Below are 12905 nucleotides of genomic sequence, written 5' to 3' on the forward strand. Positions count from 1 at the left end.
AACCATGCCGGATATCAGACTGCCCATCCGCACCGACCGCCTGGTTCTGCGACGCTTCGAAGCCGGCGACCTCGATGCCTTCCACGGGTACCACTCCCTGCCGCTTACTGCCCGGTTCCTGCCCGGGCCGGCCAAGAGCTACACGCAGTGCATGGAACGGGTGGGCAAATACGCCAACTTTGCCTTTGACCGGGAAGGAGACTGGGTGGCGTTGGCCATCGAAGTGGCGGACTCGCCCGGCCTGATCGGCGAGGTGGTCCTGAAGTGGCTTCCCGGCCACGGCCAGGGCGAGGTGGGCTGGAGCCTGGCTCCCGGTGCACGGGGCCACGGCTACGCCACTGAGGCTGCGGAGGCCATCCTCAAGCTCGGGTTCGAGGGCCTGTCCTTTCACCGGATCGACGCCAAGCTGGACGAGCAGAACGCCGCCTCGGCCGCCGTCTGCGAACGGCTGGGCATGCGCCTCGAGGCCAAACTCGTGGACAAGTGGCGTTACAAGGGCGAATGGGCCACGGAAGTTGTCTACGCCATGCTCCGCGACGAATGGAACGCGCGGGCGCAGTGATCCGGCGGCTAATCGGGACCAGTGAGCGGGCCCGGCAGCGGTGACCGATGAGCCCGCCGTCTTAGCCCCCAGTGGCGGTCGCCAGCGGGGTAGGGGATGCCGGGGCTATCTGGGTGGGCGCGACCGTCGGCTCGGTGGTAGCTGGAGCCTGTTGCGGGGTGCTGTTCGCCGGTGCCGGTCCTCCAGGCGGCGGAGCTGCGGGAGCGGGTGTCGGCGTCGTTGTTCCCGACGGCACGGCAGCCGGGGCGGTGGCTCCCGGCGAGGGAGCCTGGCTGGATCCGGGGGACGTTCCGGGGGTTGCGGTGGAAGTTGTGGAAGGCGTCGCGGGGGTCCCATTGCCCCTGGTGGCGCTCGGGTCACTCTGGACGATCTGCATGATCTGGTCCTTGAACGCGTTCAGGCGTCCCTGGATTTCGGACAGCGGGACGTTCTGCAGGTTCCGCCCGAACTCGGCAATCTCCGCCCACAGTGCGTTCAGCCTGGTCATGCCATCGTCGCTCAGGGGGCCGTCCAGGGTGAGTACCAGCTGGTTGGCCAGCGCGTACGTCAGGCAGCGGACGCAGTTGTAGTTCGCCGCCGCGGACAGGTTCTCAGGCACGATCACGTCCGCCTGCCCTACGATCAGCACCACCTGGAAGCCCACTGCCACGGCGGCGCAGTCGGTGCAGCTGGCGAAGGCGTAGGCCTCGTTGGCGGTGTCCACGGTTTCGCCGTCCTCTGCCCACACCAGGGCGAAAGCGACGTCGTACACTACGGACCCGTCCTTGGTGTTCACCGCAAGGGCCTGGTTGCCGTCCTCCTTTGGGGCAGCGGGGCGGTCGAAGGGGAAAACCCACGACGGCGCCGTGGCAGCACCGCCGTCGGCACCCGCAGCGCCGGCGCCGGCTGTGTCCGTGCCGGCTGAACCGGTGCGGGGCACCAGGACCATGCTGAGCTGTGGCTGTTCACGCGTTGGCGTCGCGGCACCCGCAGGCCACAACACCACGGTCTTCCCGGCTTGGCCATCCCGCAGCCCCGAGTACGATGCCGTCGGAAACACGGCGGTGGTGACGTCGGCAAGGGTGCCGCGTTCGTACGGCTGCACCGGCCGGTAGGTGTCCGTTCCCGGCCACCAGGCCCAGGCCAGGCCGGCGGTCACGGCTGCGACTGCGGCCATCGCGGCTCCCCGCTGCAGGGTCTTGCCGCGGGTCTTCTGCCAGAGCACGGTGGTCAGTTGCCGGACCAGCCGCAGCAGGATGTAGAAAATGCCCAGGACCGGAAGGGCGACGGCGGCGATCGCCAGCGCGCGTACCGCGGCGCCGGCGACGTCGCCGGCGGCCAGGCTCTCGGACAGCTGCGATTGCTGCTTCAGGATGCTGGCCCAAGCCGTGCCTAGGAGCCGCGGCAGCGAAATCACCATCGCGACCAGGCTGAAGACCAGCAGTGGAACGGTCACCAGCACCCAGGCAGTCACCACGGCCCGTGCCCACGGTTTGAGGACCTGGGCCGCTGGGTCCGTCCGGCGCCACGGCAGCAGCCCCAGCAGTGTCGGCTTGATGCGCTGGAAGAGGTCCGGGACGCCGGTGGCATCGGCCAGGATGTGGTAGCCGTCGAACCGGACCAGCGGCAGCAGCTGCCGGACCATCTGGAGGATCTGGGTGACCACCACCAGCAGCAGCGCGTCCAAGCCCATGGCCCACCACACGCCCATGATGGCCACGGCCACGATTGCGTTGAAGTACAGCCCGCCCAGGTCTGTGCGGATTCGGCCGGTGCGGCCCAGCCGATAGGAATCGGTGACATCAGTGAAGAATGCGGGCCAGATCAGGTAGAGGCCGGCACCCATGGCTCCCGGCGTGGCTCCGCCGCGGCGTGCGGCGGCGGCGTGGCCGAACTCGTGGAAGCCGGCGGACAGGACCGTCACGACCAACACCAGCAGCACCAGGGCCGGATTGGCGAAAGCGTCGTGGGTTGCGGATCCGAGTCCCTTGACCATCAGGACCCACCAGCACGCGGCGGCGAAGGCAGCGCACACGGCCACCACGATCAGCGGGTTGAACAGCACCGAGAAGGGAGCCGTCAGCTTGCGGGTGCGTTCCGGATCGGTCACCGTGTAGCGGAAGCGCATGCCCAGCAGCGGGTCGGCCTTCTTCACCGCCGGCTGCGATCCGTCGGCCAGCCGAAGCAGTCCCAGCGGAAGCAGTTGGGAGCTGACCAGTGTGCGGATGTTGTCCTCGCTGACCAGCTTCCCGAAGCGGTCGCTGGCATGATCCGCGATCTGCCCGAGGGTGCGGCGGCCGTCCACCGCTTCGAGCACCAGATACAGCAGGCGTGTCAGCTGGATGGCCTGGCCATCTGCCCTGCGGACCAGCGAGGGCGGCTCACGGTAGCCGGAACCGTTCGTTTCACCGATCAGCTCAACGCCGTCGGCCCGGACGGGCACGTCAGGCAGAACGTCTTCGGGCGGGCCGCCGCGGCCGGGCTCGACGGACTCTGGGGACGCTGCGGACGCAGGTGAAGGCGGCGGGTCGTCCAGCCGGGACGGCCCGCCGTGCACTGTGCTCATTAGGGCGTGCTCATGTGGATGTCGGCGTCCGGACTCTACTGCCGCAGATCGGACTGCTGGTCAGCGGAGGCGGTGGCTTCTCCGTCGATGTTCTGGCTGATGATGGCGTCCTGCTGGGCCACGGCGAAAGCGTCACTGTCGATGGAGCCGATGTTGGCGGCCACGGCGGCGTCGATCGGCGCGGCCACGTTGGCGTTGGCGGCCACGGCTCCGTTGATCGGGGCCGCGATGTCGGCGTCGGCAGCGAGATCCACGTTGACGTTCAGGAGGTCCCCGTCCAAGGCCGCGGACGGATCCACCGGCAAGGCGCCGACGTCGGGCGTTGTTCCCTCGGGAAGGGTGCCGTCAAGGACCTGGCCCTCTGCAGTGTCCGGAGTGCCGCCGTCAATCGTTCCCCCGTCCGCGGTGCCTGTCCCCTGGTCAATGACGCTGTCCTGCGTGGAGTCTGCCGTGGCGTCAGCGGTGATGCCCTGCTCGATGATGACGCCTTGGTCAGCAAGGGCCTGGGCTTCGGAGCCGTAAGAGAGGATGTTCGCTGATGCCGCCGCGTCGATCGGGGCAGCCACGTTGGCGTTGGCAGCGACGGCGAGATCGATCGGTGCCGCGGCATTGATGCCCAGGTCCAGGTCGGCGTTCAGGTCCAGCACGGAGGCCACTTCCTTGTCCGGGAGCGCCGTTCCGCCCTGCGCCATCAGTTCTTGGTCGGTAAGCGGGGTCAATCCATGTTCAGTGCTCATGCGAAACTCCAGTTCCGGCACGGTCGCCGCTGCCCCCAGTGAGCAGTTCCTACACCGATGTGCCTAACGCCAGACAATGGTAAGCATGGTTAGCATATTTTGGTAGCGCACTCGGATGTCTCGCTGATCGGGCCTCGTATTTCGGGCCTCACATTTCTCCGAGGCCGAGGCCGGGGCCGGAGATGCGGCGGCGGCCGCTCCCGTCGCCTGCTCAGGCCCGACCCTTGAGGATCAGGTTCCAGTACACCTGCGGAAAGATGTCGCGGTCCACAACCCAGGATGCCCGGCTCTCCTTCCACGTGGGGATGCGCGGGATGGTGGGCATCGGCTGGTACTGATCGTCGAACTCGGCGAAGACCACGGTTGACCGGGATGAGGTGAACGGGCACACGGCGTAGCCGTTGTACTTCTCCGTAAGTGGTGCTCCTTTGCGGGCCGCCACGAGGTTCTTGGCCAGCACTTTGGTCTGCTTCCGCAAGGCTCCGCCGCACTTGGAGTTGGTGGTCGCGGCAGCATCGCCGAGGGACCAAACGTTCGGGTAGCGCACGTGCCGGAGGGTTTCCGGGTCCACCTGCACAAAGCCGCCGGCATCTCCCGGCGCAGGCAGGTCCGTGCTCTTGAGCCAGTCCGGCGCCGATTGTGGCGGAACCGCATTCAGCACGTCGTAGCCGAGTACTTCAGTGGTGCCGGCGGCGTGGTTCCTGATGTGCGCCGTCTGGCCCGCTGCGTCGACGGAAACCAGTTCGCTGTAGAGCCGCAGCTCTATGCCGTATTCGGCCACTTTCCGGTCCAGCTCCTCATCCACGCCGGGGACGCCGAAAACAGTGGGGTAGGGCTGGACCATCACCACGCGGATGTCATCGAGGACGCCCTGTTCCCGCCAGTAGTCGCAGGCGAGATACATGGGCTTTTGGGTGGCTCCTCCGCACTTGATGGGCCCCGCCGGCATGGTGAACACCGCAGTGCCCGCCTTGAGGCTGCTGAGCAAGGTCCAGCTTTTCGGTGCCAGCTCGAACTCGTAGTGGGAGGCGCCGTGCGGTGAGTGGACGGCGTCGGCCAACCCGGGAACCTTGTCCCAGTCCAGCTGCAGGCCGGGGCAGAGCACCAGCTGTCCGTAGGTCACGCTGGCGCCGGAGGCAAGCGTCACGGTGTTTGCGGCGGCGTCGATGCCGGTGGCGCCCTCCTGGATCCATTTCACTCCCGGCGGGGTTACCGAGGCTTGGGACCGGATGGCCTCCGAGGCTTTGGCGCGGCCGCCGGCGATGTGGGAAAACAGGGGCTGGTAGAGGTGGTGGTCCTTGGGCTCGGCCACGGCCACGTCTTTGACACCGTAGCGGTGCAGCCGTGCAGCCAAGGAGATTCCGGCGTTTCCGCCGCCGATGATGAGGACGTCGTGGTGATCCTGGGCAGGCACGGCCCTAGTCCTTCTCGGTCAGGGCGGATGCCTTGTGGGCGGCGCGCGCACCGGTCTTGGCAGACTCCACCACATACTGCGGTTCGTCCTCGCTGGCGCGGTGCGTGTTTCCGTCCAGCTCGAAGTCGCTGGTCTTCTTCTCAACGATCTTGCCGTGGGTTGGTCCCTGCGGGGTGCTCCATTCCACTGACGTTCCCTTGCATAGCGACATGTCTTCTCCTTGGGTTGGACCCGGATTGGAAGGGCGGTGCACACAATAGTAAGCATGGTTAGTTTCGTGCGCCACGGGTTCCTGGCGCTGGGCGCTGGGCGCCGGAGTTCCGGATCCGGGGTGATCCACCTGCGGCAACGGGACGTTCACCGTGTGTTTCAGGGCCGGACGCTTCCCTCTCCTACTGTCGGGTGCTGAAGTGCGGCCCGGCAGTGAGGCCGATTCGGCAATGAGAGGGAACGATGAACACGAGTATCCACCAGCCCAAACTCAGCAGGCGCGCGGCGTTGGCCGCCGCCGGGACGCTTGGGGCGCTGGGAATCACCGTGGCCGCTGCCACTGGGAGCCAGGCAGCGCCCGGCGCGAAGGCACCCAAGCCGAGTCTCGTCTTCCGCCCTGACGGCAAGTTCAAGATCGTCCAGTTCAACGACACCCAGGACGACGAGCAGACGGACCGCCGCACCATCGAACTCATGGACCGGACCCTGGATGCGGAGAAGCCGGATTTTGTGGTGATCAACGGCGATGTGATCAACGGTGGATGCGACTCCGAGCTGGACGTCAAACAGGCGCTCAACCACGTGGTCCGGCCGATGGAAAGCCGGCAGATCCCGTGGGCCGTGACCTTTGGCAACCACGACGAAGATTCCGCGCAGAAGACGGGAATGACCGAAGCCAAGATGCTTCAGTTCCTGCAGAGCTACCAGTACAACGTGAACGCCGACTCCATGCCGGGCCTTACAGGTACGTCCAACTCGCAACTGCTGGTGCAGTCCTCCCGCACCAAGGCACCGGCCTTTGGCCTCTGGCTCATCGACACCGGCCGCTACGCCCCGGACGCCATCAATGGCCAGGATTTCTCGGGCTACCCGGACTGGGACTGGGTACGCATGGACCAGGTCACCTGGTACCGGAACCAGTCCATCGCCACCGAGCAGAAGTACGGCAGGAAGATCCCGTCCCTCATGTGGGGCCACATCGCGCTGCATGAGCACCGCAACATGTGGTTCGCCAGCCTGGACTCGCGGACCGAGGCTGATCACACCCGGGCACTGGCCAAGCACAACATCGTGGGTGAGCGTAACGAAGACGAGTGCCCCGGACCCATCAATTCCGGCCTGTTCAGCGCCTTCCTGGAACGCGGGGACGTGCTCGGGTACTTCGTGGGGCACGACCACGTCAACACCTACGTGGGCAACTACTACGGTGTCCAGCTGGGCTACGCACCGGGAACAGGGTTCGGTGCCTACGGCCTGTCCGGCGCTGAGCGGAACCGGCTCCGCGGCGCACGCGTCTTTGAGCTGGACGAGAGCCACCCGGGAATTTACAAGGACACCAGGCTCGTGTTCGCCAAGGACTTCGGCATCGACCTCACGGCCAACGACCAGCCCATCGTGCCCAAGCCACTGGAGCCGGCCCAGAGCTAACCCACCCGTTTGCCAACTTTGGCCGCTATGCACGTCGCATAGCGGCCAAACATGGCAAATCGTCCCGAGCCCCGGGGTTTCGGCAGGCTCACCCCAGCCCGCCAACACCCCGTGCCCGCCAGCAAGAACCTACTTAACCCCGGCCCCCGGCAGCAGCTCCACAGCTCCCACGGAGTCGGCCACGAAGGCGTAGTCCCAGGCCCGCTCGCGCCACTGGACGTACCGGCCTGATGCTCCGCCGTGCCCGCCGTCCATCTCGATCTTCATCACAATCGGCTCCGTCCCAGTGGAAGCAGACCGCAGGGCCTGCACCCACTTGGCCGGCTCCACGTAGAGCACCCGCGTGTCGTTGAACGAGGTCACCGCGGCGATCTTCGGATAGGCCAGTGCGCCAACATTCTCGTACGGCGTGTAGGACTTCATGTACGCGTACACCTCGGGGTCCGTGATGGGGTTGCCCCATTCCTCCCACTCGAGCGCGGACAGCGGCAGCTCCGGATCCAGGATGGTGGTCAGCGCGTCCACGAACGGCACGGCGGCCACAATGGCGGCGTATTTCTCCGGCGCCAGGTTGGCCACGGCGCCCATCAGCAGCCCGCCCGCGGAACCGCCCATCGCCGCAATCCGCGAAGGCGAAACCCACCCGGACGAAGCCAGCCAGTCGGTGGCAGCCACGAAGTCCGTGAAGGTGTTCTTCTTGTTGAGCTTCTTGCCGTCCTCGTACCAGTGCCGGCCCAGCTCGCCGCCGCCGCGGATGTGCGCAATCACGAACACGATGCCGCGGTCCAGCAGCGACAGCCGCGGGATGCCGAAGCCCGGGTCCATGCTCAGCTCGTAGGAGCCGTACCCGTACACCAGGCCCGCCGCGGAGGAATCCCGGGCAACCGAGGCATGCCGCAGCACCGACAGCGGGATCCGGGTGCCGTCAGCCGCCGTCGCCCATTCACGCGTGGCGACGTAGTCGGCGGGGGAGTACCCGCCCAGCACCGGGCTTTCCTTGCGGAGCAGCAGTTCTCCCGCCGGCGAAGCTGCGGTGGGCAGAACAAAGTCGTAAACGCGCGACGGCGTGAAGTAGGACGTGTAGCCCATCCGGATCACGGGCGCCTCATAGTCGGACCCTGCCACGCCGGCCGTGTACAGCTCCTCGTCGAACGCAGGCTCCACCGGATCGCCCTGCGAGGCTGTGCCCAGCCCGGCCAGCGCCAGCACCTGGACGCGCTCGATGGTGTCCTTGCGGATGGACACAATGACGTGCGTTGCGGTGACGCCCGCGCCGTTGACGCGCACCTGGTCGGAATGCTCGACGACGGTGGTCCAGGCCTGCTCGGCCAGCGGCTTGGCCAGCTCGGCCGGGTCCACCAGCGACACCATGGAGTTGATGGCGTTCCGGTTGTGCGTTACCAGGATCTTCTCGGTGCCGGCCAGCAGGAAGGGCTCGGCCTCGTACAGGACGCGTTCGTCGCGGGAGATTACGGTGCTGAGTCCGGCGTCGTAATCATCAAAGCGGAGCAGCCGCGTCTCGCTGTACTCCGAGCAGCCGATGCTCAGCACCAGGTGGCGCCGGTCCGAGGAGAGGTCGAAGCCCAGCCACATGGCGACGTCGTCCTCCTGGTAAAGCACCTCATCCTCGGCGACGGGCGTGCCCAGCACGTGGGACTTCACCTGGTAGGGGCGCCAGGCGTCGTCCACCACGGTGTAGAACAGGCGTGTGCCGTCGGGGGAGAAGGAGACCCCGTAGAAGATGTTCTCGATGACGTCCGGCAGCATTTCCCCGGTGCGCAGGTCCTTGAAGCGCAGCGTGAAGCGTTCGTCGCCGGCGTTGTCCACGGCGTAGGCATAGAGGTTGCCGTCCACGGTCACCGCGGTCCCGCCCACGGCGAAGAACGGCTTGCCTTCGGCTTCGACGTTGCAGTCCAGCAGGACTTCTTCACCGGAAAGTTCGACGCCGGCCTCCACCGCCGGGGGTGTCCAGTCCGCCACCGGGTTCCCGGTGTTCTGGGCCTTGACCCGGCACTGGATGCCGTACTCCTTGCCCTCGACGGAGCGGGTGTAGTACCACCAGCCGTCCTTGCGGTTCGGAACAGACAGATCCGTCTCCTGCGTGCGTCCCTTGATCTCCTGGAAGATGGCTTCGCGGAGCGGCTCCTGGTGGGCGGTGACGGACTCCTGGTAGGCGTTCTCGGCCTTGAGGTGCTCCACCACTTCCGCGGATTCCTTTTCGCGCAGCCATTCGTAGTTGTCCACGAAAGTGTCGCCGTGGTGAATACGCTCCGTGGGGACCTTCCGGGCTACGGGGGCGGCGGCCGCTGGGGTGTTGTCGGCAGGATGCTGCACTGAAGTCTGGGTCATTGACTCAATATATAAAGCTATTCCGCCGGGGGCACCCGCGTTCGCTACCGGGGTATAGAGTGGTCCGCTTTCGCCGTGCGTAGCGCCGTGCATACCGCGTCACTTCTGCAACTTAAAGACAAGTAGCTGTCACTCAAGAACGGAATGACAGCTGTAAATAGTCTTTAGGAGTCGGTTAGCGGACATCCCGGTCCCCCTGGGAAGACTCCGCTAAACCGATACTTGGCCCGGACATCGTTCCGGATCACGTGAGCTGGGCCGGCGGTGACAAGCCTTCTGAGACCGAGGCTTCCCCAGGCGCCGCCGGCCCTTAGCTCACGTGAATTGCCCCAGTCGAACCGAATGCCACCCTCAGCGCCGGAGCCGCGAATCGGCTGGCGCCAGCAGGGGCAGGAAGCGCACGTAGGCAACCATGCCAACCAGTTCCACCAAAGTCTGGGTGACCACCACCAGCGAGGCCAGTGCCAGAGGTTCGGGGAGGGCCAGCGCCAGCGGAAGCACCACCAGGGAATTGCGGGTGGCACCGCTGAACACCACTGCCCGGGTTGCCGGGACGTCCAGGCGGGCGGCCCTGGCGGCGAGGAGGCCCAATGGCACCATCACCAGCAGGAAAGCCGCGTAGAGCGGCACCACGGCCAGCAGCGATCCCAGTTCCTGGCGCACGCCCACGATCTGCGAGCCCACCACCACGGCCAGCGTCGCCATCATGAGCGGAACCATCAGGGCCTGCATGGCGGCCATGACCCGGCGCCCGGCGACGCCAGCGTGCAGAAGGCGCGCGGCGGCAGTGCGGAAAAGGCGCCCGACGGCGGGAGGCCCGACGGCGGCAGGGTCACCTTCCCGCCGGGCGAGCCACTGCGTCAGCGCGGCCAGCGCCAGCGGGACAATTATGAGCCACACCAATGCCTGCACAAACGGTGACGAGTCAATCGCCGATACCAGGCCTGGGCCAACAAAGATCAGCAGATACACCGGCAGCAGGACCATCTGGACGAGCATCAGCACAGGCGCCGCGGCGAGCAGCCGGTCGCTGGCCCCGCCGGCCAGGCCGGTGAACACAATAACGTAGTCGATGCAGGGGGTCAGGAGCACCAGCAGCACGCCCACCAGCAATGCCTGATCCCCGGCAACAAAGCGGCTCAGTCCGAACGCCACCAGCGGCACCACGGCGAAGTTGAGCACCAGCACGGCGGCCAGGAACCGCACGTCACGTGCGGCCCGTCCCAGCGATGCGAACGGGATGCCCAGGAACGTGGCGTAGAGCAGCAGCCCCAGCACCGGATTGATGGCACGTTCCAAGACGGCACCCGAGCCCGGCGCCAGGAAACCCGCGGCGCCGCCGGCCACGATTGCGGCGAGATACAGGCCGATCTGGTGGCGTTCCATCCGTGCCACTAACGTCCCGATCCTCACCGGCTCCATCGTAGGCGACCCTTTACCCCACGTCCCAGCGGGGTTCAACAACCCGCGCCGTTCATAACGCCACTCCACTCGCATGTGACGCAGGGTGTTGCGTAGGTCACATTAGGCCCATAGGCTAAACGAGGTCGCAGCGTCGCGGCCATGCATGAATAGGGGAAGCACTTGAACGACAAGCTCAAGGTTCTAGTCCGGCTCGACCTCGATTGTGGTGAAGCAGAAGTAGCAGCGCAGGGTCATGTGACGGCTCAAAGCCTCCAGGCACTGTATGTAGTTGTAAAGCGCGCCAACCACCTGAAAGAAGGACTCCACCTCGTTGTGGATGTAAGCCACGCACGTGTCGAACCGGCTGCAATGGAGCAGCTGCAGGCATGTTCGAAATCGCACCACCTCCCGGCGTCAATCGACCCGCTCCAGTCAGAATGCAACATCAGCGTCCTGGCGCCCGCGTCAATGGGCTCCGAGACGCCCGTCGGAATGAGGAGCCGGGCCATGAGCCTGGCCGCCTAAGCGGCAGCTCCGGCAGCGCTCAGTAAATCCGGCAGCACTCAGTAAATTCCATCACCTTGCTCCACGAACCAGCTGTGTAGGCACCTAATCGCCTGCAGGTGGTACCGATGTGGTGTGCCCCGGCTAACTGGCCGGGGCCAAGGTGTGGACCAGATCCTGCAGGTCCCGCAGCCGGAATGGCTTGGTCAAATACGCGCTCGCGCCCGATTCCAGGGCGGTGAGGCGGTCCACCGGCTCGGCGCGGGCGGAGATCACCAGGATGGGCGCCTGGGAGACTCCGCGGAGGGCATGCAATACGTCGTTGCCCTGGAGGTCGTGCAGGGCAACGTCCACGGTGACCAGCTCAAGGTCACTGTCCCCGGCCACGGTACTGACGCCGGCGGCGCCGGTGGACTCGGTTGTCACTTTGAAGCCGGCCCGGGACAGGGCAAGTGAAAGGAGGCTCCGGATGTCCGGATCCTCCTCAATCACCACGCAATGCGCGTGCATTCCCATCAGCTCCCCAGCCCCTGCAGTTGGCCCTTAGTTTACGCCCAGGGCGCGCGGGGAGTTGCTATTGTGAACGCTCAATTACCGCCCTGGAAACCGTTGGCCGCCACGTAGTCCGCCAAGGTGCCGTTGGCGAGGGCTGCGGACACCGAGGCCACCGCAGCGGGGTTCTGGAAGACGATTGACTGCCCGGTGGTGCTGAAGCCGAAACCGCCGTCGGGGAGCCGGAAGAACACGGCGTCCTCCGGCCCCACTTCGCGCAGGCTGAAGGCGAGCCGCACCAGGGTCTCCGGCGTGAAGCCCGGGTCCACCAGCACATAGGGCCGGAGGGTGTTGACCAGCAGCATCGCGGTGGCGGGGTTGCTGACCGTGCCCTCACTCATGAACTTGCCGATGAAGGCTTTCAGGAACGTCTGCTGGTTGCGGATCCGCTGGAAGTCGCCGTCAACGAATGCGTAGCGCTCGCGGACGAACTCAAGGGCCTGGCCGCCGTCGAGGTGGTTGATGCCGGGAGGGAAGTAGTGGCGGGTGTCGTGCGTGGAGGTGAAGGGAACGGTGACGTTCACGTCCACGCCGCCCAGGGCGTTGGTGGCGTCCCAGAATCCCTTGAAGTCAATCACGGCGGCGTGGTCGATGTGGGTGTTGAACAGGGTTTCCACGGTCCGGACCATCAGCGGGGTGCCGCCCAGCTCCAGCCCGGCGTTGACCTTAGCCTCGCCGTAGCCGGGGATGTTGACCCACAGGTCGCGCATGAGGGAAATGCCGTAGACCTTCTGCCGGTCGGCGGGAATGTGAATCAGCATCAGCACATCGCCGCGCTGGTCGGCTGGCGTTCCCGCGGACGCTTGGGCATCTTCGGCTCGGAAGTCCCCGCGGCTGTCGCTGCCGATCAGCAGGATGTTCAGGGCAACGGGCGGCGGTTCAGGTGCCGGTGGCGGTGGGGGTGGCGGCGTTGGAGTCGGGGTGGGGGACGGAGCCTCCGTTGACGGCGGCGCTGTGGCGCCTTCCGCCGTCGCAGCACCGCTGGCGGTGGGGGCGGGCGTTCCGCCGCGTCCCACCTGCGAGAAGGCGTACGCGGTGCTGCCCAGGGCGATCACCAGGACCATGGCCAGGACCGCTTTGAGCCAGGTGGGCTGCCGGCGCAGCCAAGCGGGAAGCCATGCGGAAATTCCCTGCGGCGGCCTGTTCTCAGCTGCCCTTTCCGGATCAGACTGGTTGTCCATAACCGGACGGTACCACCGC

The 12905-nt window shown here is 66.3% G+C and carries 11 protein-coding genes; 3 read left to right on the forward strand and 8 right to left on the reverse strand.

The genetic code is table 11. The annotated features are described in order from the left end of the window. Positions 1 to 4: 4 nt before the first annotated feature. Positions 5 to 562, forward strand: a complete 558-nt coding sequence (locus J2805_RS03685) for a GNAT family N-acetyltransferase (protein WP_309969389.1) — start codon at positions 5 to 7, stop codon at positions 560 to 562. Between the two features lie 61 nt (positions 563 to 623). Here the strand turns inward: J2805_RS03685 and J2805_RS03690 are convergent, their stop codons facing one another. The 4 genes from J2805_RS03690 to J2805_RS03705 form a co-directional block, all read right to left on the reverse strand. Next, a complete protein-coding gene (locus J2805_RS03690) occupies positions 624 to 3107 on the reverse strand; it encodes a hypothetical protein (RefSeq protein ID WP_309969392.1) in 2484 nt (827 codons plus the stop codon). Positions 3108 to 3142: 35 nt separating this feature from the next. Then, positions 3143 to 3844, reverse strand: coding sequence for a peptidoglycan-binding protein (locus tag J2805_RS03695; RefSeq protein ID WP_309969395.1), 702 nt, complete (start codon positions 3842 to 3844; stop codon positions 3143 to 3145). A 211-nt stretch (positions 3845 to 4055) separates the two neighbouring features. Then, positions 4056 to 5258, reverse strand: coding sequence for an NAD(P)/FAD-dependent oxidoreductase (locus J2805_RS03700; protein ID WP_309969397.1), 1203 nt, complete (start codon positions 5256 to 5258; stop codon positions 4056 to 4058). A gap of 4 nt (positions 5259 to 5262) precedes the next feature. Continuing rightward, positions 5263 to 5469: a hypervirulence associated TUDOR domain-containing protein gene (locus J2805_RS03705; RefSeq protein WP_309969401.1), complete on the reverse strand. Its 207-nt coding sequence runs from the start codon at positions 5467 to 5469 to the stop codon at positions 5263 to 5265. A gap of 242 nt (positions 5470 to 5711) precedes the next feature. Here J2805_RS03705 and J2805_RS03710 point away from each other — a divergent pair, with 242 nt between their 5' ends. Continuing rightward, the gene (locus tag J2805_RS03710) at positions 5712 to 6896 is read left to right on the forward strand and encodes a metallophosphoesterase family protein (RefSeq protein ID WP_309969404.1); all 1185 of its coding nucleotides are present in this window, start codon (positions 5712 to 5714) and stop codon (positions 6894 to 6896) included. 129 nt (positions 6897 to 7025) lie between these two features. On the opposite strand, the gene J2805_RS03715 is transcribed toward J2805_RS03710, so the two are convergent. Together J2805_RS03715 and J2805_RS03720 are read right to left on the reverse strand one after the other, a co-directional pair. Then, complete coding sequence (locus J2805_RS03715) at positions 7026 to 9245, reverse strand: S9 family peptidase (RefSeq protein WP_309969407.1); 2220 nt, start codon at positions 9243 to 9245, stop codon at positions 7026 to 7028. 351 nt (positions 9246 to 9596) lie between these two features. Beyond that, a complete protein-coding gene (locus tag J2805_RS03720; RefSeq protein ID WP_309970542.1) occupies positions 9597 to 10631 on the reverse strand; it encodes an arsenic resistance protein in 1035 nt (344 codons plus the stop codon). Between the two features lie 198 nt (positions 10632 to 10829). Here J2805_RS03720 and J2805_RS03725 point away from each other — a divergent pair, with 198 nt between their 5' ends. Continuing rightward, entirely contained in the window at positions 10830 to 11174 is a 345-nt protein-coding gene (locus J2805_RS03725) for a hypothetical protein (protein WP_309969410.1), read from the forward strand. Positions 11175 to 11297: 123 nt separating this feature from the next. Here J2805_RS03725 and J2805_RS03730 read toward each other — a convergent pair whose 3' ends face one another. Next, positions 11298 to 11663, reverse strand: coding sequence for a response regulator transcription factor (locus J2805_RS03730; protein ID WP_309969413.1), 366 nt, complete (start codon positions 11661 to 11663; stop codon positions 11298 to 11300). Between the two features lie 77 nt (positions 11664 to 11740). Then, on the reverse strand, positions 11741 to 12886 hold the full coding sequence (locus J2805_RS03735; RefSeq protein ID WP_309969417.1) for an LCP family protein: 1146 nt from the start codon (positions 12884 to 12886) through the stop codon (positions 11741 to 11743). Positions 12887 to 12905 lie beyond the last annotated feature (19 nt).

The organism is Arthrobacter oryzae (assembly GCF_031454875.1).
Taxonomy (GTDB): domain Bacteria; phylum Actinomycetota; class Actinomycetes; order Actinomycetales; family Micrococcaceae; genus Arthrobacter; species Arthrobacter oryzae_D.

What these genes read in the sequence shown, in the direction of transcription:
- J2805_RS03685 (WP_309969389.1), top strand. Translation starts at nt 5, where the DNA reads ATGCCGGATATCAGACTGCCCATCCGCACCGACCGCCTGGTTCTGCGA.
- J2805_RS03690 (WP_309969392.1), bottom strand. Translation starts at nt 3,107, where the DNA reads ATGAGCACAGTGCACGGCGGGCCGTCCCGGCTGGACGACCCGCCGCCT.
- J2805_RS03695 (WP_309969395.1), bottom strand. Translation starts at nt 3,844, where the DNA reads ATGAGCACTGAACATGGATTGACCCCGCTTACCGACCAAGAACTGATG.
- J2805_RS03705 (WP_309969401.1), bottom strand. Translation starts at nt 5,469, where the DNA reads ATGTCGCTATGCAAGGGAACGTCAGTGGAATGGAGCACCCCGCAGGGA.
- J2805_RS03710 (WP_309969404.1), top strand. Translation starts at nt 5,712, where the DNA reads ATGAACACGAGTATCCACCAGCCCAAACTCAGCAGGCGCGCGGCGTTG.
- J2805_RS03715 (WP_309969407.1), bottom strand. Translation starts at nt 9,245, where the DNA reads ATGACCCAGACTTCAGTGCAGCATCCTGCCGACAACACCCCAGCGGCC.
- J2805_RS03720 (WP_309970542.1), bottom strand. Translation starts at nt 10,631, where the DNA reads ATGGAACGCCACCAGATCGGCCTGTATCTCGCCGCAATCGTGGCCGGC.
- J2805_RS03730 (WP_309969413.1), bottom strand. Translation starts at nt 11,663, where the DNA reads ATGCACGCGCATTGCGTGGTGATTGAGGAGGATCCGGACATCCGGAGC.
- J2805_RS03735 (WP_309969417.1), bottom strand. Translation starts at nt 12,886, where the DNA reads ATGGACAACCAGTCTGATCCGGAAAGGGCAGCTGAGAACAGGCCGCCG.